Below are 23,147 nucleotides of genomic sequence, written 5' to 3'. Positions count from 1 at the left end.
CAATTTATTATCGGAAGTAACTCTTATTCCTTCATAATAATTGGCTTTTCAATGTAGCTAGCCTTGACTCCAAACTGAGGCTTGGGTTGCTCGAAAGGTTGTCCCATGATCGTCTTAACCGCTAGATAGGGCATATTCACCCCAGTCAAACAAGTAATATACAAGCCGCCAGACATTCTCGGATTAATCTCTAGAAGCTTAGGGATACCTTTGTTCATCTTCACTTGAATATTGTAGACGAACGGTATTCGACACTTCTCTGCAACATTACAAGCAATCTGAGTAAGCTCAGCAATATCCTCCATAATGTAGATTCGACCGGAAGACTTTCTTCTTGGAATAGCAGTAATGAGCTTCCCCTCTGCGTCTGCCAGACAGTCAATGCTGAATTCATCCTCTTCCAGCAGCTCCATCACCATCAGCTTGGGAAACTTCTCGACAGCAGATAGCGTGTCATACACTTGCTCGAAAGGAACCGATAAGCTAACCCAGCTATATAGATTTTCTAACGGATTCATGTTGTTATCGATAATCCGAAACCCCATGCCCCCCTCGGAATTCGTCGGCTTAAAGCACACCTTGTGTCCATTACCGATAAGCGTTTCATACGCTTCTTTGAATTGCTGTGCCGTTTCAACGATATAGTATTCCGGAATGGGGACTACACCGGTACCTTGAAGCTTTTCATAAAATTGATCTTTTTCGATCATACACTCCAGAAGCTCAATGTCGCGGCACACCATTACCTTTGTACCAATGGCGTCGAATCGATGAACTTCCTTAGCAATTTCGAGCATCTTGAGACGGGGGATAAAAATGTCAATTTTATGGCGCTTACAAAAATTAACGGCATAATCGACATACTCAGTACCGTGTAGAACGGGCTCTTGCTCCGAGTAATCGCAAGCCTGCAAGCTCAAATGGCTCGGATCTGGATGCGTGCCGTAAAACTTAAATAACTGTCTATCAGGGTTGTCGCGAATCATGTTCATGTAGTGGTAAGAGACTGAAAACCAGCGGTTCAAATAAATATTAGTCATATAACGTCCCTTACCTCCATCCGCTTCATTAATACATCTATGATTTCTTCCGAAGCCCGAATACCCGAGTGTTCCGTAAAACGAATATGATCGTGTGATCCGTATTTCCGATAGAGCTCACCGTGTTTAGGAGCCATAGCCTCGTTGGCAATGACAAGCATACTTTCATCCAGCAAGCTATCTCCAGCCGCGAAAATACTCCGAGAATTAGACAACTCCTTAACATATTGAACAGCCGCACCTTTATTAACATGGTCCGGTACTAAATAAATTTTACGTCCTTGAAGTGAGCAGTTCCAGCCATAGCCACGAAGGAGCTTTTCTAGCTCCACCATCAAGCCTGGAGGAAGCAAGTCACGCTCCACAATAATAGAATAAAACAAGTCGTCACAATAACGATCCTTAATGACACAATCCGCATGAACAAGTCGTTCAAACATCAGCTTGATTTCGTCATGGGGAGCACATTCCTTACGTACCGTCTCCCGAACTCGATTCTCCCAATCCAAATCCGGCTTACCCTCAATAAGCACCCTACCCCCATTACTGATGACGGCATAACGGGAGCGAATACCCTCGTTCAATCCAAATATTCTCTGGAATTGCTCGTAGATTCTCGTAGTAGCAGGTACAAAATGGATTTGCTGACTAAGCTGTTGAAGGTTGTGGTAAGCCGTTCGCGTCATGAAGGAGAGGTAGTCATTTTCGTAGGTTTCTACAGGAACGAGCTCATCCGCATCGATAATCCCCATTGATTTACGCGAATAAATAAGTGTCTGGTCCAAATCGCAGGCAAAGATCAAATCTTAGTCCTCCCTATGCGGCTTAATGATCCCGCAACATGAATAAGTCAAATCTGGATATACTTCAACGGGAACTCCACGGTCTTTAGCCAATAGAAGGATAGGAGCAAGATTTGAATTGTTCAAGTCATTTACGAGAATTTTCCATGGCACTCTTCGTAGCAGCACACGCGTCGTTTCCCCGACCCCAGGCTTGACAAGGTTAATGTTATCAATCCTAAAATCATTTTGGATTCTACGGATATCTTGTTCACCTTTCCATGTCACAGCAGCACTCTCGCCCTTAGACTCCAACAGTAACTTTGCCTGTACCCTGGCTTCATCCCTTACGGAATCGAAGTGATGTGCAATCGTATCGATATATTCGTTCGATAGATCATCCTTCTCCCATTCCCGGTAGTACTTGGCTCCGTGATAATCTTCAGGTCCGATCAGATCATCCCTTAGAACCGTTCGGCTTACCAAGCCCGACACTGTGGAATTCAGACAAGCACTCGGAATGAGAAAATCATCACGTGTGCCGAACGTCGCGGAGCAGCAGCCTGGATCCGCGAGCACGGCAAGATCGTCGTTTAATTGAACCCCGTATTTCTGCTCTAAGCTTTCGCAAGCTTCAATGAGCACCTTTCGAATGGCACCTTTGCCTGTCCAGCCATCAACAAACTGGATTTCGGCTTGTGGATGCTTACGTAGCATATATTTAATGGCGTTCTCATCGATGCCTTTGCCTCTAATAATTGAAATACTGTAATGAGGTACATCCACTTGATAATAAGCTTGAATGTATCTTTTGATTAATACTCCGATTGGAGTCCCTGCTCTAGCTAACGATGCAAGAACTAGAGAAGTCCCACGCTTGCTAACAATCTGTTCAGATACGATAGCTACCGCTTCTGCTACACGTCTAGCTGTCAGATGAAGCGTCTCATGAAACAGCTGAATATAAGCATCCGTTGGACGATATTCAATAGGTAGCATTTCTGAATAGTGCGTACCCGTTTGAATCGCTTCCTCACGGTCTTCCGTTCCTCTCTCCAGCTCCAGATGACTTAAATCCTTTAACAGAAATACGACATCTTCAGAATGGTAACTTCCCATTGGAGATGGTGTAGCTAATTCCCCGTCCAGTATTGATGATTTCATCTCATGCCCTCCGAACTTAACTCATACTTCCTTGCAATGTGAAAATGTAACTAGATTTACGACAGGTATACCGATCTCGGAGAGCGCCTGCTCAAAGGATTTCCCGTTGTCTGCATCATACGCTCTTTCAACAAACACAAATGCTTCGTCATATTGCCCAGGGGACAAATTATACATGAAGTTCGGGATGGAGGCATCCTCAATGGAGTCGAACGGGAATGCTGAGGTGATAGCATAATGCTCCCTCTGTAGCGGATGAATAGGGCTCCTTGTCGTGGATTGACAGCTGACCCCATCTCCCATGAGAGCGGCAATCCTCATCGGAATATACATGAACTCGCCCGTTCCGATACACAGAATTCGCTTGCCCGTTCTCTGCGAAACCAAGTAAGCAGCAGCTTGTTGGATTTCTTGATCCAGCGCTTCACCTTGCAACGCATCCATTCCAAATCTACCCGTATGCTTAACATACAATACATCATTCCCAGCAACACCACCATCAGCAGTGGAGCGCTTCTCAGACTCATGAGGTTTAAAGTATGGGGAAACGTCTAGTGTTCGAAAGGTTACTTCGTTATCCGTCGATATCTTAGGCGCGATAGGTTCTCGTTCCTCCAAAGGACTCCCCTTCACGGAGATGAAGCCCTCTACTAATGACAGACAGCGGATCCGAATCCCAAGATCTTGCTCCAATTGATCAAACCGGCTTCTATCTTGCGCTGAACGCCAATCCAGTAGACTCGCCACAATAAAGTCGGTATGCCCGAATCTTTCAAATAACTCTTTAATGATATTCAGCGATGTATTCCCAGTAGTGATCTCATCGTCCACTAATACGATTCTAGACGCATTGCGGAAGAGATCGGGATTATCGGCATAACAACGATGAGAAACCGCATGGGAGTGCTCTTCCTCAAAGTTAATTAGGGAATGCATATCATCAATCTGCTCCCGAGTTGTATGCAGGAAAGTTACATTTCCCTCGAAAGCATCGAACATGCTATGACCAAGGGCGGTAGCCGTCTCTGCGAATCCGATAAATAATGTCGGCTCATCCACTTTGATTTTCTTATCCATAAGTTGCTCGTATAGCTCATCCGCTAGTTTTGTGTTCTCGAAGGCTTCACGTAATTGCACGACAGACATAGCGGATGAACGATTTAGAATCGTAGATTCATATAAGCACCCTAATATCGCACCAGATGCTAGAGATAGAGCCGGATGAACAGGCAAATGCTTGCCCAGCAGCTTGCTGACGAAGAGAAAGCCACGTTTCTTATTAATTCTGGCGGCCATCTGGAACAGATGGTCTAGCTTCAAGTCATAAGGATTCGAGGTCACATTCACTTCGACCTCTAAGCTATCCAATATTTTATACAAGTGCGGTTGCTCGCTCTGTTTCAGCGAGTAGGCAGGTAAAGTTGTGTTTCTCATGAAGCACCCCAAATATTTTTGATCTGCTCATAATCCGGTTTGACCAGTTAAGATGCGGTTTGATTTCGTTCATTTTGTTCTCGTACTTACTTTTCATAACACCGTGGTCACCTTGACTATTCGCAATAATGCTAACAGCATCGCTATACTCCTCATGCGTGACGACATATAACGATTGAACCGGCCTCAAGTGGGTGGGATGGATAATTGTTTTACCAATAATTCCGTTTTCCTTATCATACGCCACCTCGCGGATCAAACCATCTACCGAACGATCAAGGAATGACATTCTCAGCTTCAGCCCATCTTGACCCATCTCTTCCTTGAAAGGGGTTGTTCTCAACTGTGGCTTCAGAACCCGATCGCTCTTGAAGTACTCCCACACAGGACCAGAAATCACAAAGCTGTTGCCTTCTCTGCCGAAAATATTAATAATATCCGTCACACAATCCCGAAGGACTCCAATATCATAAATCGTCATATCTGGGTTTCGTCTTAATCCGAAAATACTCGAAAAGTCAGTCGCCCCAATACGTACATTAAGCACATAAGCTTTATACTTCATTAATAAAGCTTGGATGTCTAACAATGTGGATAGCCGGCTCTCCCGAAAGATCACATCAGGTGTTTCTAAGATCGGCATTCCGTATAAGATCGGAGCATTCGAGGGCTTACCTGTATTATAATCCTCCAGTATCCGAAAATAAGCTTCACCAGATGTAGGTGTAAATTTAGGAAATACAAAGCCTGTAATCAATGAGAGATGATCGGATAAAAGAATGAGTAGTTTCTCTAGCTGCTCCGCACTTCGAACACGGACAAAAATTAAGGGTAACGCACTTGGGTGAAGTAATCCAATCGTTATATAGCTATGAAGCTTCGCTATCGTATCACATAGATTCTGTTCAGCAAGCTGCAATTGATTGTCTCCTATAGCATCCTCTAAATCGATGACGAGGGAAACAAGCCCTTTAATTTTCTGGTTAATAATATCGTCAGCTATCGTTGGTCTTATCGCAGGCATATAGAGGGCTGCCCCTACCGCATAAGCTAATAGCTCCTTATCATCTCGGTTGCTGAACTCCGTAGGGAGGTAATGAAAAATATCACTTTCCTGTTCCGGGGTCAGATAGTCAAAATATCGCACTGACATCATCTCCTTAGTCAAAAATATCCCTCATTTGTCCATGAGGGATATTCCGACGTCTATACATAGTTGTTTCGTTCATTAAATTGTTCTATACAGAGTCAGAAGACTTGGCTTCTTCCTTCTTCCTCTTAATGGAGCTAATAACCATCGTACCAAGGAAGATAGCGATGAGGATGGAGAAGAACACCGCATGCGAAACGTGGAAACCGAATGCTCCACCAATCATCTTAGCGGCAATAACAATAATAAGGATGAACGCCGCTTTCTCGAGCTCTGGATACCTCTCGATCAGCTTCAGGAATACTTGGGCGACTCCACGCATCATCAGAACCCCAAGGATACCTCCTAGGAACAATACCCATACTTCTTCGCTCACACCGAAAGCCGCTAATACGCTGTCGATGCTGAAGGCGATATCCATGATTTCAACGGCAAGAACGGTACGCCAGAAGCTGAGGCCTTTATTTTTGATCTCGCCATCTTCTTCTTGATCTTTGCGTCGAATGTAAGGAATAAGTGGAATGCCACCAACGCGGGCAAGGGCAAATTCCAAGTGAAACAAATTACTAAGTGCAATCCAGAGGAGATACAGACCCCCAGCCACTTTAATCCAGGTGATCTTAACTAAGAAGGTTCCTATACCAATGGCCAAGAACCGGAATACGTATGCACCAATAAGTCCGTAGAACAAAGCTTTCCTTTGCTGCTCTTTCGGAAGATGCCTAACCATTACGGCTAGTACTAATGCATTATCAGCGGAAAGCAAGCCCTCAAGAACAACAAGTGTCCCGATAATTCCCCAGGTAGAGGGCTGAGATAAAATCTCTCCAATATGAGCCCAATCGAAAAAGTTAGCAAAGCTATCCACAAAATTACTAAAAAAATCTACCATGATGGACCCCCCTTCAATATTCGTTCGTTCTATCTACTTGTGTAATTACTTCCTACCTTTAGTCCAAGTCAATCCCCAGTTGTACGCTTGATCCAGTTCCCGTTGATCATTAAAAAATTGAACCAATCGCTCAATGCTGAAGGTTTGATTGTTCACATTCTTGATCATCGCAATGGCGCAAAGCCTTTTGCTATTGTTGTACTCGTCCATTTTCACTTCGATATCCGGACCGCCAGACTGTTTAATGGTGACAACACCATCCGCTTGCGACCAGTTCGTTACCCCTTCGTATATAAAGGCAAAAATGACAATTCTCTCGATATCGGCCACTTTTGTTCCATTAATCCTTAGGTTCTCACCACCGGCCAATGCCCCTGTTCGGTCATCACCATCAAGTGAAATATAAGGCGGTCGATTGATGTCTCCAAAAGCGTTGCCCAGTGCTTGCACACCGCCCTTCGAGCCGTCCTTCATCTCGAACAAACACCCCAAATCCAAGTCGATGCCTGTAGCGGCTTTGAATAGCCCGCCTCCTGTTTTCTTGCGATTCCAGTTTAAGTTAACCAGAATCTCACCCAAGGAACCCGATTTTTTCTGTAGATTGATGACCTCACCTTTTTTGCGAAGCTCAATCTTATCTAATCGAATCGAGGAAGGAGGAGTGACCGGCGGTTGAACAGGAGCAGAAGATGCTTGTCCTGCAGTAGGCTTCGGTTCAACAGATGGTGCCGGGGAAGCTGCTGGTGGTGTGGGTGCAGCATCTTCACGCACATCAACGCCAAAGCTTCCACACAATGCGGATAACCCACCAGAATAACCAGAGCCTATTGCATTAAACTTCCAGTCGCTGTTATATCTATATAATTCCCCCACGACAATCGCCGTCTCGACAGGAAAGTTTTTTCCAAGTTCATATCGAAACAATTCATTTCCCGATGCCTCGTCCATTACCCGGATATAAGCATCGTTCACAAGAGAGAAATTTTGCTTACGCACATCGCCCTCATAGATCGTTAAAGTAAAGGAAACCTTTTCAATATCGCTTGGAATACTTCCTAACTGGATGTTCACTTGCTCTTTATCTTCTTGGTTTCCATATGTTTTTTTAGCTTGTCCTACGATTTGGATTGCACCATTAGCGCCAGAAGGATTCGAATAAAAGATCAAGTCTTGATCTGATCTTACTTTCCCACTTCCTTGAAGCGCAAAAACTGAGAAATCTAATTCGACCCCAGATGTAGAATTCCAACCCATCCCTACAATAATACGACTCAATGACGGGTTGTTTTTGGTTATATCTGTTTTTTGACCTTTAATGATGGACAAAGTCATCGCAATAAATCCTCCGTTTGGGGTTCAGCTTATTTGGCATCAAGGCCATAATTATTAGCTAGAGCGGAAAGTCCGCCTGAGAAACCGGAGCCCACGGCTTGGAATTTCCAATCCGGGCCGTGACGATATAGCTCACAAACGACAATAGCCGTTTCGACTGAGAATTCCTCTCCTAGATCGTAGCGAAGAATTTCACTCCCGGTTTGCTCATCTAGCAACCGAACGAAGGCGTTGGATACTTGACCAAAATTTTGGATTCTCTGCTGAGCATCATGAATCGTTACGGTAATGCCAATGCGATGGATTTGTGCAGGGATTTTGGAGAAATCAAGCTTGATCTGCTCATCATCACCCTCACCTTGTCCGTCACGATTATCCCCCGTATGAACGACCGCACCGTTGTATACAGAAAGATTGTTGTAAAACACAAAATCTTCTATTCCACCTGCTTTACCGTTCTGGTCAAGCAAGAAAGCAGATGCATCCAAGTCAAATGCTTCTCCGCCTGTATATTTATTCGTATCCCATCCGAGTCCAATTATCGCTTGCTTTAGACCAGGATTTGTTTTCGTTAAATCAATTCTTTGGCCTTTAGATAAACTTATTGTCATGGGAACGCCCTCCTATACTTGAACGCCGAAATCACGGCATAATCCTGCTAATCCATCTCTATATCCACTACCCACGGCACTGAATTTCCATTCACCACTATGACGATATAATTCCGCAACGACTACAGCTGTCTCAACGGAGAAGTCTTCTCCCAGATCGTAGCGGATAAGCTCTTCCTCAGTCCCATCCTTAACGATACGGGCATATGCGTTAGCTACCTGTCCGAAATTCTGATTGCGAGCTGCTGCATCGTGAATTGTAATACAGAATGCGATTTTCTCTATATCCGCTGGAACTTGACTCAGATCGATCGTTAAGGATTCGTCATCCCCAGCTCCCTCACCCGTCTGATTGTCACCGGATAATTGGATGGCTCCATTGATATTTGTTTTGTTGTTATAGAAAATAAAATCGCGTTCGGAGTTCACTTTACCTGAAGTATTCAAACAGAAGGATGAGGCATCAAGATCGAATGCACTTCCACCATCATATTTGTTCGTATCCCAACCCAAACCGACTTTCACTTTAGTGAGACCTGGATTAGATTTCGTTAAATCAACTTTCTGACCTTTGGACAAGTTAACAGCCATGAGAGCCCCTCCTTGAATTAAAAAAGGGACCGCAATTCAGTTGAGAAGCGGTCCCTCGTAATTAGGGTTTAATGATTATTACATTAAGCCGTAATCTTTGCACAAGCCGTTAAGTCCTTCTTGATACCCACTACCAACTGCATTGAATTTCCATTCGCCGCTATGACGGTAAAGTTCTCCAACGACTACAGCTGTTTCAACCGAGAAATCTTCTCCCAGGTCATAACGGATAAGCTCAGCGCCAGTGTCTTCGTTAACGATACGCACGAAAGCATTCGTAACTTGTCCAAAGTTTTGCGCTCTTTCCGCAGCTTCGTGAATCGTAATACAGAATGCGACTTTCTCAACTTCCGCAGGTACAGTTGAAAGGTTCACTTTTACTTGCTCATCGTCCCCATCGCCTTCACCTGTCAAGTTATCGCCTGTATGCTCAATGGAGCCATTCGCATTTTTAAGATTATTGTAGAAGATGAAATCTTTCTCGGTAGCTGCTTTACCCGCTGCATTCAGACAGAAGACAGAAGCATCAAGGTCGAAATCTTTACCGCCGTCATACTTGTTCGTATCCCAACCTAATCCAACTAGAACTTTCGTAAGACCTGGGTTTGTTTTTGTAAGATCGATTTTCTGACCTTTAGATAAGCTGATTGACATTTAAATGACCTCTTCTCATTGGGTTTATTTTACAGCTTCATCGACGTCTGAAGACGCCGAAAGTGTTTTTGTTTGGACATAAAAGTTTATTATTGGTAAGAACGAGCCAAAATATCAATGTGTGGCGCATTCATGCCTTCGCCAATCGCGTTAAATTTCCACTCGCCGCTGTGACGATAAATTTCACCGACAACTAGAGCCGTCATACCAGCGTAGCTATCTGTTAAGTTAAAGCGAATTAATTCTTGTTCATTAGTTTGGTTGAGCACACGAATGTATGCAGCGGAGATCATTCCGAAATCCTGCTTACGATTCACACAGTCATAAATGTTTACGACCATCAAGATTTTGTGAATATTCGCTGGAACGCGACCTAGATCGACATGAATTTGCTCATCGTCGCCGTCGCCTTCTCCCGTACGGTTATCTCCAGAGTGAACGACTGAACCGTCAGGGCTTTTCAAATTATGAAAGCATACTAAGTTTTTCCCTTGAAGCTTACCGTTCTCATCGAGCAGCAACGCCGAAGCATCACAGTCAATGTCCAATTTCTTGGAGCCGAAGAAGCTTTTCTTCTGAATAGGATCCCATCCGAGGCCTACAATAATTTTGCTAAGTCCGGCGTTACCCTTCGTTAAATCGATTTTCTGTCCTTTTACTAGAGAAATCGTCATTTCAAGTAGGGTCTCCCTTCAAAGATATCAATCTGTTGCGTGTGTAATGGATTCTATCACTCTCTCACCCATTAACTAACCTAATTTACGACCAAACGACAAAAAGGTTTCAAATAACGACAACAATTAAATTATAACCTAATTCTGGACACGTTTCGATGCCTAGCACCTTAAATTCAAGTAAAATCTGGCAAACCCATTTCCACTGAAACCTTATTCGACATCTCGTCGTTAGTATGCTTGTCGAATTCGAACAATATCACACCAAGGAGAGTGCACAATAATGAAAAAAAGAACTTTCGTTCTGCTATTAACTATCGTACTGAGTTTGGTGATTAGCGCCTGCTCCAATAGCAGTAATAGCAGTAATTCCAAGGAGGCTGCAATCCAAGCAACGGCCTCCGCCAAAGAAATGGTAGATCAAATGTTCGAGCAAATCGAGCAGCCTATGCTAATGGAGTTAGATCCGGAAATGATCGAAAACCTCTATCATCTAGATGCAGCATTGTTTGAAGAATATACAATCAGAACTCCCCTCATGAACGTGCAGACGAATGAGATTGCGATCGTGAAGGTCAAAGATGCCAAAGATATTGCTACTGTCGAAGCAGCAATCAAGCAACGCGCAACCGACGTACAAAAGCAATTTGAGACTTATCTTCCAGACCAATACGAGAACGCTAAAAACTACAAGCTCGTAACTAAAGGAAACTACATCCTGTTCGTCATTTCAGATAAAGCAGACGAGCTCGTTAAAGCATACGATAGCTTCTTCGAGCAAAAGTAGACGGCCATGGTATTCAGCAGCCTGCTGTTCCTGTTCTTATTCCTCCCTGCCGTCCTGCTCCTGTATTACTGCTCACCATGGAGAATTAAGAATCTTATCTTATTCTTAGCCAGCCTTGTGTTCTATGCATGGGGTGAGCCGGTTTACATCGTTATTATGCTCATTTCCACCGTCACCGATTTCATCTTCGGGTTGCTATTAAGCAACTCGAAGCGGAGTCCGGTATGGCGCAAGACCATTGTCGTATCCTCCGTGATTGTTAATCTCGGGCTCCTGTCCTATTTCAAATACGCGGACTTCCTCATTAACAATGTGAATGAGCTGTTAGGAACCCAAATCCCTTTAACGGAGCTGGCTCTCCCGATCGGGATTTCCTTCTATACCTTCCAATCCATGTCCTACATCATTGATGTGTACAGGGGGACAGCCAAAGCACAGCGCAATTGGATCGACTTCGGTACGTTCGTTGCCTTGTTCCCACAATTGGTCGCTGGACCGATCGTTCAGTACAACACCATTGCAGAGCAATTGCGCAAGCGTTCGGTTAGCATTGAGATGTTCGCGGAAGGCGTTAGGCGCTTCATTATTGGTCTTGCCAAAAAGGTGCTCCTTGCTAACAATATCGGACTGCTTTGGGATACGATATCGAGCTCAGATGCCGGTTCTTTACCCGTTTTAACCGCTTGGTTAGGTATTATTGCCTTTGCTTTCCAAATTTATTTCGACTTCAGTGGATATTCAGATATGGCTATTGGTCTCGGACTTATGTTCGGCTTCCGCTTCAATGAAAATTTCAATAAGCCTTATACTGCACAGAGTATTACGGACTTCTGGCGGAGATGGCATATTTCGCTTAGCAGCTGGTTTCGTGATTACGTCTACATCCCTCTTGGTGGTAACCGTCGAGGATTAGGCATTCAATTGCGTAATATTCTTATCGTCTGGTTACTTACGGGCATCTGGCATGGAGCTAGCTGGAACTTCCTGCTGTGGGGATTATACTTCGGTGTCATTCTTATTTTCGAAAAATGGTGGGGCTTAAAGCTACTCGGCCAATCTCCACGATGGGTTAGACATGTCTACGCCCTTATTCTCATTCTCATCGGCTGGGTACTGTTTGCCTTTGATGAGCTTCCGAAGGTCGGTCACTACTTACAAGCAATGGTGGGATTTACTGGCCAGCCCCTATGGGATAGTAACACGATGTATTTCACTTATACGAATGCGATTTTGCTTGTGGTGCTTATTATTGCATCCGTTTCTAGGAAGAAGCTTTCAACGACTAATAACAATGAAGGTAAAAGCTCGCTACTGAATGTGGCTTGGTGCGGCATTCTATTTTTCCTGTCGGTGTCTTATTTAGTGGATGCGACCTTTAACCCGTTCTTATATTTCCGTTTCTAACGAGATGAGGTGAACGAATGAAACAGAAAGCAGACCGTATCCTGGTTGGGGGATTTGTCTCCATATTGTTCCTGATGTCATTGGCCTTCTTCCTTATGCCCAAGGAACGATTCTCAGAGCTGGAAAATCGTACTTTGCAGGCTACCCCTCAGCTTACATGGGACAACCTCATATCCAAGACATTTGCCGATCAAGCTGAGAGCTTCGTAACAGATCATTTTCCTTTCCGTGCCGATTGGGTATGGACGAAGTCCACGATGGAGCAGCTGCGCTTACAGCAGGAGAATAACGGAATCTTCAGGGGGAAGGACGGCTACTTATTCGAAAAGTTTGCAGAGCCTGATTATGCGAAATTACAGCAATACGTGGAAGCCGTGAAGCAATTTGCTGACAGTCATCCGGACGCGAGCATGACCTTCATGCTGGCACCTACGTCGATCGGTATGTACCCTGAGCGCTTGCCATGGAAGGCCCCGAATTATTCGGAAGCTAAGGTCAACGACTTTATTGCCGATCACTTGAAGGACGGCTTATCCTTTATGGATGGTTTTCGTTTCCTGAGCCCTCATGCCTCAGAACAAATCTATTACAAGACGGATCACCACTGGACGACGCTCGGCGCTTATTATGCTTACATAGCCTACGCTGAGAAGATGGGCTGGGAGCCAATGAGTCAAGAGGAATTTCAAATTACGAACGTGAGTGAATCTTTCCTTGGAAGCTATCACACTCGTAGCCAATTTAGCGGTTTAACACCGGATACGATTCAAACCTATATACCCAAACATCCTGTACAGACAGAAATGTACATTGCAGATACGGATAAAACGTTCTCTAATCTATACGACGATAGTTTCTTGGAGAAGAAGGATCAATACTCTTATTTTCTAGGCGGCGTGCATGCATTGATGACCCTTAAGAGTCCGTTGGATCCGCAAGCTGTGACGACAGAAAAGCTACTCGTCGTGAAGGACTCCTACGCGCATAGCTTCCTGCCGTTCTTAACGCAGCATGTACCGGAAATTCATGTCATCGACATCCGTTATTATAACGGCAGCATTAGCGATTATATGGCCCAAAATGGGATCAAGGACGTGTTGATGCTATTCAACACCGCAACCTTCGTCGACAATGGAGAAATTCTGAAAATAGACGATTAGAGGAAGAATGGTATTTTACTGCAACCTTAAGCTGAAAGTCTACGTTAGTATGCTTGTACAAATGATCACACACACCGAGGAGAATTTTACATTATGAAAAAAAGCGCAATTACATTCATGTTAGTTACTGCACTTCTAGGAAGCTTACTTACCGCATGCTCTGGCAACTCTGATAACAATAATAAGGCTCCTGTAGAAACGAGCCAATCCTCTAATAGCAGTGAAGCAAGCGCTAGCCCGGAAGCTAGCCCAAGTGAAGGAGCTAGTTCTAGCGAAGAGCCTAGTACAAGCCCTGAGGCGAGCCCAAGCGAAGAAGCTAGTCCAAGCAAGTCACCCGAAGCGAGCAAAACTCCAGAGCCTAGTAAGAAGCCTGAGGCGAGCAAGGAACCTGCTCCAAGTAAGAAGCCAGCTGAACCTACTAAGAAACCTGAGCCAAGCAAGAAGCCTGAACCAAGCAAGAAGCCTGAGCCATCTAAGGAACCAGAAGCAAGCAAGGCACCTGCTCCGGCAACCAAAGATATTCTGGACGCAATGCTGAAGGAAATTGAGCAGCCAAGCTTGATGGACATGGATGCAGAGCAACTTAAAACCGCATACGGCATTGATACGAAACTGCTTGCGGATTTTACGGTTAAAACTCCTATGATGAACGTCAAGACGAACGAAATTGCCATTTTCAAAGTTAATAAAACCAAAGATATCGCAACGATCAAAAAAGGGATCGAGAAACGCGCGGGAGACGTTCAGAAGCAATTCGAGAATTACCTGCCCGATCAATACGAGAATGCTAAAAACTATAAAATCGTTACAAAAGATAACTATGTACTGTTCCTCATATCCGACAGCGCCGATGGACTAGAGAAAGCATTTAATGCTGCCTTCGACAAAAAGTAATGCAACTTTCAAAGACATACCAAAAAAGGATTGAGCAGATATCTCCCTGCTCAATCCTTTTTTAGTTAAAAGCTACAGCACCCGACGAGCTGTTACGTAAGCTTTCGTCCAATAGCTTGAAGTCATATTAGATACGGTAACGCCTTGACTGCTACTTGCATGAAGAATCTTTTTGTTTCCCGCATAGATCGCAACATGACTAATTCCGCTCCCACCGGTTTTGAAGAACACAAGGTCTCCCACGCTAAGATCCTCTTTCTGAACTTTCTCACCAACATACGATTGGGAAACAGAAGTCCGTGGCAGATCTAGTCCAAATTGGCTGAAAATATATTGAACATAGGAGGAGCAATCAAACACGCTAGTAACGCCTGGTGTCGCTCCGAATTGATAAGGTGTGCCTACATAATCTTTGCCGTAAGCGATAAGGCTTAGGGATTGTTCCGTAGCAGCGCTCGCTTTCGGCGATGAAACCATCATAGTACCGAACAACCCCGATATAAGTAAACTGCTAGCTAATAATAACTTTAATGTGAACTTCTTTTTCATGTTGTAAATTTCCTCCCGGCTTCTCTGGTTGCAATTGAACCATTGCTGTCGGGAATTAATATATCATACGTTTTATACCCAATAATTTACCAAGGAGAGGGTAAACCCAATTACCACGGCATATATCAGACTTTCTTAGAAAAGGGTTAGAAAACGTTAATTTATGATTCAACCTATTCTACGTGACTCCTCTACACCTTTAACTCCGGATGCAGAACGGCAGAAGTTTCGATTTGGATCGTCGCATGTTGGATTTTGAAACGCTCCTCTAGCCTCTTGATAGCCTGCTGAAGAATTGCTTGGTTGTCCGCTTCATCTTCGATTAACAAATGGCAGCTCAATGAATCTATACCCGATGTAATCGTCCAAATATGAAGATCATGAACATCAATGACACCTTCGATTTCGGCCAATGCGACTTTGACTTTCTCCTGATTAATCGTTGTCGGAGTGCCCTCCATCAGAATATGAAGCGTACTCTTAATGACCCCCCATGCACTTCTTAAGATCAACAAGGACACCAGTACACTAATGATCGGATCCACAACATACCAATCCGTAAGAAGCATGATAATACCTGCAACAACAGCGCCGACAGAGCCGAGAGCATCACCTAGTACATGTAGATATGCACTTTTGAGATTAAGGTTATTCTTAACATCACCTTGTCTAACTAAGGCTAGTGCACTCAGTAGATTAGCGATAAGTCCGACAGAAGCAATCAGGATCATCGACAGGCTAGAAACCTCAGGCGGAGAATTAAACCGCTGATAAGCTTCCCACAGGATGAATCCGGCTATCGCGAATAGTGTTACTCCGTTAAATAAAGCTGCTAGCACCTCGAAGCGATAGAAGCCGTATGTTCTGTTGGGGGTCGCCGCTTTGGCGGCAAACCAAATGGCCAGAAGACTCAATGCCAGCGCGCTCACATCGCTTAGCATGTGTCCAGAATCGGAAAGCAAGGCTAAACTCTTGGTCATTAAGCCACCGACAAACTCCAATACCATAATGCCCGCAGTAATGAGAAGTGCGATCGTTAAGCCTCGTTTATTCCCCTCCCGCCCCCCATCTTGGTGGTGGTGACCCCCAAATCCGTGGCTGTGGCTGTGACTGTGACTGTGGTCGCTGTGGTTATTGTGATTGTGGTCGTGGTTGCTGTGGTTATTGTGATTGTGATCGTGGTTGCTGTGATTGTGATCATGGTTGCTGTGGTTATCGTGATTGTGGTCGTGGTTGCTGTGATTGTGATCATGGTTGCTGTGGTCGTTATGATGTAATTGAATGTTTCTCATATGATTCCCTCATCCCAACATATGAATATGTGCTCATATATTAAAATATTAGATTTCCTTGTTATTGTCAATACCATTCCACAGAAGTACCAAGTATAAACCGCTAGCACCGTCCTTTTAGTACGTTCAACGTTTATGTCAGCGACGCTAAAGTTAGCGGATCCTCGTTACACTATTTCACACTTTTCCGCGCCACAAACAGGAATAGCGGATCCACGTTGTTACTACTTATATTCCCTGTTGTAGGGAAAACGAAGGCAGTTTTTTGGCCTTCGCACCCGCCAAACTCAAATTCTCGCTCTGCCAAGGCAGTTTTTTGGCCTTCGCACCCGCCAAACTCAAATTCTCGCTCTGCCAAGGCAGTTTTTTGGCCTTCGCACCTGCCAAACTCAAATTTTCGCTCTGCCAAGGCAGTTTTTTGGCCTTCGCACCCGCCAAACTCAAATTCTCGCTCTGCCAAGGCAGTTTTTTGGCCTTCGCACATGCCAAACTCAAATTCTCGCTCTGCCAAGGCAGTTTTTTGGCCTTCGCACATGCCAAACTCAAATTCTCGCTCTGCCAAGGCAGTTTTTTGGCCTTCGCACCTGTCAAACTCAAATTCTCGCTCTGCCAAGGCAGTTTTTTGGCCTTCGCACCCGCCAAACTCAAATTCTCGCTCTGCCAAGGCAGTTTTTTGGCCTTCGCACCTGCCAAACTCAAATTCTCGCTCTGCCAAGGCAGTTTTTTGGCCTTCGCACCTGCCAAACTCAAATTCTCGCTCTGCCAAGGCAGTTTTTTGCAAGTGAGAGTTGCAATCATGTTAGGGGGTACCTGAGTAGTAACATCCGCGTTCCGCTATCTCACACATTTCCACGCCACAAACAGGAATAGCTCACCCCCGATAGCCTTTGGGGTTAACCATTCCGATTTCATTGTCTTTACTTTAGAAAGGAATACAAAGAGGCTGACCCAAAAGTTGATCACTTTTGGGTCAGCCCCTTCGATCTTCCACAATCCTATTAGGCTTGCGCCGCTTCCTTGTATGCCCTTAATCCAAGAGCAATCGAGCCACTTAAGCCTGCGTTATCCCCGAGGCCTGGAGGTACAATGTAATCATCGATGCCCCCCGCTTCTAGCGCAGAAGAGACCACGTATCCCTTCAGGTTGTTCCGAACCTGCTCACGGATGAGTGGGAATAGCTGCATTTGATGCATGACACCCCCACCAAGAATGATCTTCTTCGGCGATAGAAGTAGAATTGCGCTTGCTAACGCTTGTCCAATATAGAAAGCTTGCATTTCCCACGCTTGGTGATCCACCGGCAGCTCACTGCCCTTCACCTTCCACCTAGCTTCGATAGCGGGTCCGGCTGCCATTCCTTCCAAGCAATCCCCGTGATACGGGCATTTCCCCTCATAGGTATCCGCTGGATGACGCCGAGTTAGCACATGACCACCTTCCGGATGTACGAGGCCATGTACCATATTGCCTTCAGCAAATACTCCAACACCTACTCCTGTACCGAAAGTATAGTATAGACAGCTGTCCATGCCTTTAGCCGCGCCCCATGTCGCTTCACCTAAAGCTGCCGCATTAACGTCCGTATCCCAGCCGAACGGTACATTAAATACCTTCTTCAGCTCAGGAAGTACAGGGTAATTCGCCCAACCTGGCTTTGGTGTCGTTGTAACACTTCCATATTGCGGATGCGTCCGGTCAATATTGATCGGACCAAACGAACCAATCCCGATCGCTTCCACCTGCTTGTCCCGGAAATAGTCGATGACCTGTGCCAAAGTCTTCTCCGGCTGCTCCGTTGGAAAGCTAATCCGTTCGAGAACCTCACCCTTCTCGTTCCCGATTCCACATACAAATTTCGTACCGCCTGCTTCAACTGCACCTATTAACACCGTAATTCCTCCTTACTACTGTCTGCGATCTATTGATTAACTTTATAAAATTGCTCTAGTTGAGTCACGATTTCCTCTTTGGCATTATCGACAACGACCTGCTGTTGCGGTTTATCGAACAGCTCCTGAATCTGCTCAGGGAATTTCTGTTCGATGCCAATCAAACGAATTGCCTCATCAAATTTCGCTGGATGCGCAGTCGCGAGCGACACGAACGCTCCATCGTTTTTATTTCCTGCGCCTTCATATGCTGCAATTCCGCATGCGGAATGGGGGTCTAGCAAATAATTGTAACGATCCTGATACGTCTTGATCGTATCTAAGCATTCGGAGTTTCCAACGCTATAAGCGGTCATATCGTTCTGAATACGCGCTACTTCCTCAGCAGAGAAAATAAGCTGCCCATCGGATTTAAACTGCTCCATGCGAGATGCTGTCGCTTCTGCATTTTCTCCGTTGAAATAGTACAAGTAACGCTCGAAGTTACTCGCGATCTGAATGTCCATGGACGGGCTGTGCGTGCTATGGAATCCTTCCGGCTTATAGACACCCTCGCGGATAAACCGCTCAAGGATATTGTTCTCGTTCGTCGCCAAGACGAGCTGCTTAATCGGTACGCCCATTTGCTTAGCTAAGTAGCCTGAGAAAATATTGCCGAAGTTCCCAGTTGGGATGCTAAAGTTGACGCCGTCTGCTCTTACCTTCTCCGGCAATTGTAAATAAGCATAGAAGTAATATACCGATTGCGCCAATATGCGCACAAAGTTAATGGAGTTAATTGCACGAAGGTGATATTTCGTCTTAAACGGAACGTCGGCGAAAAGCTCTTTAATGATCTGCTGACAATCGTCGAAATTCCCATTGACCGAGAGGTTCAGCACATTGTCGTCGCGCACAGTTGTCATCTGTAGCTCTTGTACACGACTCACTTTTCCGTTAGGGTGAAGAATACAAATCTGTATCCCTTCCTTACCGCGAACACTGCTAATGGCAGATGCTCCTGTATCCCCGGAAGTCGCGCCTAAAATATTAATGACCTTGTTCTGCTTCTTCGCTACATAAGCATACAAATTGCCCATGAATTGCAAAGCAACATCCTTGAACGCAAACGTGGGTCCATGGAAGAGCTCAAGCACGTGTAAGGAATCATTCAATGATGTCATTGGTAATACATCCGGACTATTAAAGGTAGCATAGCTATCCTGAATAAGCTTCCGTAGATCCTGCTCTGGAATCTCGTTATTCGTATAAAGTGAGAACACCTCAAACATGAGGTCCTGATAGGAAAGCTTGGACCATTCCTTCAATTGCGCTGCAGTTATCGTTGGAATCGTCTCCGGTACAATAAGACCGCCGTCTTCTCCAAGACCCATCAGGAACATATCGATAAAGCCGATAGGTGCTACTTTCCCTCTCGTGCTTATGAATTTCATCGTCAAGTTCTCTCCTCTTTATATATTATTCTTCATCCATTGTGGACGAAAGTGCCCATAATTTCAACAGCTACGTATGTCCTAATTGCAGACGAGAATGTTTCGAACAAATTTTCCTTTGCTCACTGTGCATCGATCCTTAATCTCGAAGCCGGATTGCTCAATAATTGAGTCCATTGTTTCTATTGTAATGACGACTATCTTGGTCGCAAACCTACACGCGCTCTGCAGCATCTCTAGCTTCTCATCCGAAGATAGAACAGAACAAAGATTGTAGGGCATATCGATAATCGCTACATCATATTTCTCCGTAATTTCACGCATATCCCCCAGCGTTACCTTTACCGAGCTGTACCCGAAGAACGCTAAGTTCTCTCGTGCTCCAACAGCGGCCAAGGGGTTGATCTCTCGTCCTGCAATATCGATCCCCATCGACGCAGCCTCTACCAGTACAGTTCCGATGCCGCAGCACGGATCGATAGCCTGCACCCCAACGATGTTTGGAACGGCGATATTAACGATTGCCCTAGCGACACGAGTACTAAGCGCTGTGGAGTATTTTCGAGGCTTCTCATTATTCTTTAGCCATATTGCCTCACCTTTAACCAATTCGCCAAAGCACCAACGACCGCCTACTCGAGTGAAGCCGTATTCCCGATCAGGCTTACGCATCTCCGCTCGTCCACGAAATCGTAGTCCCACTTCTCGTTCCATCAGGCGTTTTTCTTCATACTCGAACTTGCCATTTTCCTCAGGGTCATCATTGTCTATTGCCATTACCTTGAATGTTGCCTCATTAAGCTCTATGCCGCCTACCTGCTCCGTTATTTCAAGCAAAGTCGTTCCTTCGAACATGACTTTTATTCTCATCTTAATGAAGGGGCTTCGACTAGGTTCAACCTCAACTGGGCTCCGCAGCATATTAAATCTACAGTCAATCCCAAATAGTGACCGCATCTCCAGCATACACAAGGAGTGTTCCTCATCATTAGTAGCGATTGCGTATATATAGTCGTTCAATCAGAATCCATCCTTTATTGATCGTACTCTATTAGTTACCCCTGATTCTGCTTAAGCATCCGTTGCTTCCTATATTGACCGGGGGAAATGCCATAGGTGTCGCGGAATACCCGGTGAAAATAAGTATAGCTTCCTAGTCCTGTCTCTGCAGCGATCTGCTCCAAGGACATAAAGCTGTAGTCAAGTAACTCTAGCGAGTGAGAGAGCCTTAATTGCTGGACATACAGCATCGCGGAAACCCCGAAGTGCTCCTTGAATAGATGCACGGCTCGAGAAACACTTAGACCTGCATGACCTGCAATATTTTGTAGCCTCAATGCTTGGGCGGCGTTCTCTTCGATATAGTTCCTCATCTTCAGAGCATGAAAGGCAGATGCGGACTGTGTAGGCGGAGCCTCTTCAAGGGCACGTTCGAGCAATAGTAAAAGTGAGCATGTAAGCAGTGTAATCAACTCTTGATGTCCGCCATCTAATCTTCGTTTTTCAAAAATCAATTGCTGCCATATCCCCTTGATCCGCTCGTCTTCGGCGATTCTCTTACGCTTAGGTCTTTCCTTAGATGCCCACCACTCATCCACTCCTGGTCCAGTACATAAGACAAAATAATCTCCATTCGGCTTCATGGGCTGTCCCGGAGTTCCGATTGTTAGCTCATAGATATCGCCCGGCTTGAACAATAGCAGATCGCCCGGCAAAATATCCGACCTCTCCCCATCAATCAATGCCGTACTAATTCCTTCCATCTGCAATCGGATAACATAGGTGTCGAGCCCATTACCGTAATCTTGCTTGAATGGCTCCAAATGCTTGGAATACCCGCATAATTGCACGTTAATCTCACTAGACGCCATTCCATCACCTTCTATTCCATTAAACATAATAGCCAGATCGTATAGGTTTACAATCATATTGTTTCTACAAAAACAATCCTCATTCCTCCTATAATTATCACATAAATGATTATGGAGGTTAACTTTTATGAGCCAACGGACAATCAGAATGATTCAGACTGAGAAAAATTCGCAAGATAGGTTGACAGAGAAAGCCACAATATCGTTTCACAGGGATGAACAGGGTGTAGAGAATCAGCTAATTAACATTTATGACGATTTGACTTACCAGGAAATTATCGGTTTCGGAGGCGCCATTACGGAATCATCTGCCGTGACCGCCGCTAAGCTAGGACAAGAGAACCGTGACAAAATCATTAAAGCTTATTTTGACGCTGAGGAAGGTATCGGCTATACGCTTTGTCGCACGCACATCAATAGCTGCGACTTTTCCGTCGGAAACTATGCTTATGTCGAGGAAGAGGATCCTTCCCTATCCAACTTCGATATAAGCCGGGATAAGCAAGCCCTCATTCCTTATATCAAGCAAGCGGCTTCTACTGCCGGGGACAACTTCCTCTTGTATGCATCGCCCTGGAGCCCACCCGCGTGGATGAAGACGAACGGAGAAATGAATAACGGTGGCAAGCTGAAACCCGAATACCAAGAAGTATGGGCACGCTATTACATTAAGTTCATTCAAGCGTATGCGGCTGAAGGCTTAGCGATCTGGGGATTAACCGTTCAGAACGAAGCAAAAGCCGTACAAATATGGGATTCTTGCATTTACACTGCTGAAGAAGAACGTGACTTCGTGCGCGATCATCTGGGACCTGCGCTAGAATCCGCTGACCTCTCCCACGTCCGTCTTATGGTGTGGGATCATAACAAAGAACGCGTCTATGACCGCGCGAAAGTCGCGTTTACGGATGTTGATGCTTCGAAATACATTTGGGGAATTGGCTTTCATTGGTATTCCGGTGATCATTTCGAAGCATTATCTGCTGTACACGACCGTTTCCCGGACAAGCAGCTTGTATTTACTGAAGGCTGCCATGAAGGTGGAGTTCAGCTTGGATCCTGGAAAAGTGGCGAGCGTTACGCACACGATATTATTGGAAACTTGAACAACTGGATGTCCGGCTGGACGGATTGGAATATCGTACTAGATGAGCAAGGAGGTCCGAACCACGTCGGTAATTATTGTGATGCACCGATCATCGCTGACACGCAGTCGGACACTCTGACTTTCCAAAGCTCCTATTACTACATTGGTCATTTCAGCAAATATATCCGTCCCGGTGCAGTTCGAATCGCTAGCTCTAAATATACAGATAAGCTGGAAACGATCGCGTTTAAGAACGTGGATGGAACAATTGTGGTCGTCGTTCTAAACCGCACAGATGAGGATCTTCCTTATACCCTTCGGAATCGTGATGAACTCGCCGAGTCAGTTAGTCCGGCAAATTCCATTCAAACCCTATTGTTCCCAAGTCTATGAGAGGAGAAGTTCACTCCATGAGCCAGAAGCAATGGACAACACCCGAGATACGTTCCAAAGCCGA

23 protein-coding genes are annotated in these 23,147 nt (G+C 45.1%); 5 read left to right on the top strand and 18 right to left on the bottom strand.

Going from position 1 to position 23,147, the window contains the following annotated elements; all coding sequences use genetic code 11:
* Positions 1-23 precede the first annotated feature (23 nt).
* The 11 genes from M1K58_RS25380 to M1K58_RS25330 all read right to left on the bottom strand — a co-directional run bounded on the left by M1K58_RS25380 (position 24) and on the right by M1K58_RS25330 (position 10,324).
* Complete coding sequence (locus M1K58_RS25380) at positions 24-1,040, bottom strand: ATP-grasp domain-containing protein (RefSeq protein WP_256761684.1); 1,017 nt, start codon at positions 1,038-1,040, stop codon at positions 24-26.
* Positions 1,037-1,843: an HAD family hydrolase gene (locus tag M1K58_RS25375; protein ID WP_256761683.1), complete on the bottom strand. Its 807-nt coding sequence runs from the start codon at positions 1,841-1,843 to the stop codon at positions 1,037-1,039. The genes M1K58_RS25380 and M1K58_RS25375 overlap by 4 nt, the downstream gene beginning before the upstream one ends.
* Before the next feature lie 3 nt (positions 1,844-1,846).
* On the bottom strand, positions 1,847-2,986 hold the full coding sequence (locus M1K58_RS25370) for a cysteine protease StiP family protein (RefSeq protein WP_256761682.1): 1,140 nt from the start codon (positions 2,984-2,986) through the stop codon (positions 1,847-1,849).
* A 21-nt stretch (positions 2,987-3,007) separates the two neighbouring features.
* Positions 3,008-4,420 carry a phosphoribosyltransferase family protein gene (locus tag M1K58_RS25365; RefSeq protein ID WP_256761681.1) on the bottom strand — a complete coding sequence of 471 codons (1,413 nt, stop codon included), beginning with the start codon at positions 4,418-4,420 and terminating at the stop codon, positions 3,008-3,010.
* Positions 4,359-5,567 carry an HpcH/HpaI aldolase/citrate lyase family protein gene (locus M1K58_RS25360; RefSeq protein WP_256761837.1) on the bottom strand — a complete coding sequence of 403 codons (1,209 nt, stop codon included), beginning with the start codon at positions 5,565-5,567 and terminating at the stop codon, positions 4,359-4,361. Before M1K58_RS25360 ends, M1K58_RS25365 begins: the two co-directional genes overlap by 62 nt.
* 91 nt (positions 5,568-5,658) lie before the next feature.
* Positions 5,659-6,465 (bottom strand): TerC family protein, encoded by an 807-nt coding sequence (locus M1K58_RS25355; RefSeq protein ID WP_256761836.1) that lies wholly within the window; start codon positions 6,463-6,465, stop codon positions 5,659-5,661.
* A gap of 42 nt (positions 6,466-6,507) precedes the next feature.
* Entirely contained in the window at positions 6,508-7,794 is a 1,287-nt protein-coding gene (locus M1K58_RS25350) for a TerD family protein (RefSeq protein WP_256761680.1), read from the bottom strand.
* 29 nt (positions 7,795-7,823) lie between these two features.
* Positions 7,824-8,405, bottom strand: a complete 582-nt coding sequence (locus tag M1K58_RS25345; RefSeq protein ID WP_256761679.1) for a TerD family protein — start codon at positions 8,403-8,405, stop codon at positions 7,824-7,826.
* 12 nt (positions 8,406-8,417) lie between these two features.
* Positions 8,418-8,996 carry a TerD family protein gene (locus tag M1K58_RS25340; protein ID WP_256761678.1) on the bottom strand — a complete coding sequence of 193 codons (579 nt, stop codon included), beginning with the start codon at positions 8,994-8,996 and terminating at the stop codon, positions 8,418-8,420.
* A 78-nt stretch (positions 8,997-9,074) separates the two neighbouring features.
* Positions 9,075-9,650 carry a TerD family protein gene (locus M1K58_RS25335; RefSeq protein WP_256761677.1) on the bottom strand — a complete coding sequence of 192 codons (576 nt, stop codon included), beginning with the start codon at positions 9,648-9,650 and terminating at the stop codon, positions 9,075-9,077.
* An 89-nt stretch (positions 9,651-9,739) separates the two neighbouring features.
* A complete protein-coding gene (locus tag M1K58_RS25330) occupies positions 9,740-10,324 on the bottom strand; it encodes a TerD family protein (protein ID WP_256761676.1) in 585 nt (194 codons plus the stop codon).
* A 283-nt stretch (positions 10,325-10,607) separates the two neighbouring features.
* Between M1K58_RS25330 and M1K58_RS25325 the strand changes: the two genes are divergently transcribed.
* The 4 genes from M1K58_RS25325 to M1K58_RS25310 all read left to right on the top strand — a co-directional run bounded on the left by M1K58_RS25325 (position 10,608) and on the right by M1K58_RS25310 (position 14,569).
* Entirely contained in the window at positions 10,608-11,111 is a 504-nt protein-coding gene (locus tag M1K58_RS25325; protein ID WP_256761675.1) for a DUF4358 domain-containing protein, read from the top strand.
* A 6-nt stretch (positions 11,112-11,117) separates the two neighbouring features.
* Positions 11,118-12,515 (top strand): MBOAT family O-acyltransferase, encoded by a 1,398-nt coding sequence (locus M1K58_RS25320; protein ID WP_256761674.1) that lies wholly within the window; start codon positions 11,118-11,120, stop codon positions 12,513-12,515.
* Positions 12,516-12,532: 17 nt separating this feature from the next.
* Positions 12,533-13,675 carry a DHHW family protein gene (locus M1K58_RS25315; RefSeq protein ID WP_256761673.1) on the top strand — a complete coding sequence of 381 codons (1,143 nt, stop codon included), beginning with the start codon at positions 12,533-12,535 and terminating at the stop codon, positions 13,673-13,675.
* A gap of 93 nt (positions 13,676-13,768) precedes the next feature.
* On the top strand, positions 13,769-14,569 hold the full coding sequence (locus M1K58_RS25310) for a DUF4358 domain-containing protein (RefSeq protein ID WP_256761672.1): 801 nt from the start codon (positions 13,769-13,771) through the stop codon (positions 14,567-14,569).
* A gap of 72 nt (positions 14,570-14,641) precedes the next feature.
* On the opposite strand, the gene M1K58_RS25305 is transcribed toward M1K58_RS25310, so the two are convergent.
* The 7 genes from M1K58_RS25305 to M1K58_RS25275 form a co-directional block, all read right to left on the bottom strand.
* Positions 14,642-15,118 (bottom strand): C40 family peptidase, encoded by a 477-nt coding sequence (locus M1K58_RS25305; RefSeq protein ID WP_256761671.1) that lies wholly within the window; start codon positions 15,116-15,118, stop codon positions 14,642-14,644.
* A 191-nt stretch (positions 15,119-15,309) separates the two neighbouring features.
* Positions 15,310-16,410 (bottom strand): cation diffusion facilitator family transporter, encoded by a 1,101-nt coding sequence (locus M1K58_RS25300; protein WP_256761670.1) that lies wholly within the window; start codon positions 16,408-16,410, stop codon positions 15,310-15,312.
* Positions 16,411-16,638: 228 nt separating this feature from the next.
* Positions 16,639-17,154 (bottom strand): hypothetical protein, encoded by a 516-nt coding sequence (locus M1K58_RS25295; RefSeq protein ID WP_256761669.1) that lies wholly within the window; start codon positions 17,152-17,154, stop codon positions 16,639-16,641.
* Between the two features lie 254 nt (positions 17,155-17,408).
* On the bottom strand, positions 17,409-18,299 hold the full coding sequence (locus M1K58_RS25290) for an ROK family protein (protein ID WP_256761668.1): 891 nt from the start codon (positions 18,297-18,299) through the stop codon (positions 17,409-17,411).
* 29 nt (positions 18,300-18,328) lie between these two features.
* Positions 18,329-19,732 (bottom strand): threonine synthase, encoded by a 1,404-nt coding sequence (thrC, locus tag M1K58_RS25285; protein ID WP_256761667.1) that lies wholly within the window; start codon positions 19,730-19,732, stop codon positions 18,329-18,331.
* Positions 19,733-19,813: 81 nt separating this feature from the next.
* Complete coding sequence (locus M1K58_RS25280) at positions 19,814-20,698, bottom strand: TRM11 family SAM-dependent methyltransferase (protein ID WP_256761835.1); 885 nt, start codon at positions 20,696-20,698, stop codon at positions 19,814-19,816.
* Between the two features lie 89 nt (positions 20,699-20,787).
* Positions 20,788-21,603, bottom strand: a complete 816-nt coding sequence (locus tag M1K58_RS25275) for an AraC family transcriptional regulator (RefSeq protein WP_256761666.1) — start codon at positions 21,601-21,603, stop codon at positions 20,788-20,790.
* Between the two features lie 127 nt (positions 21,604-21,730).
* On the opposite strand from M1K58_RS25275, the gene M1K58_RS25270 reads away from it, so the two are divergent.
* Positions 21,731-23,083 (top strand): glycoside hydrolase family 30 protein, encoded by a 1,353-nt coding sequence (locus M1K58_RS25270; RefSeq protein WP_256761665.1) that lies wholly within the window; start codon positions 21,731-21,733, stop codon positions 23,081-23,083.
* Positions 23,084-23,147: the final 64 nt, after the last annotated feature.

This window comes from Cohnella sp. WQ 127256 (assembly GCF_024519285.1).
In the GTDB taxonomy this organism is placed as follows: Bacteria; Bacillota; Bacilli; order Paenibacillales; family Paenibacillaceae; genus Cohnella.
The sequence above is the reverse complement of the archived record's forward strand: the minus strand, read 5'-3'. Positions and strand labels throughout refer to the sequence as shown.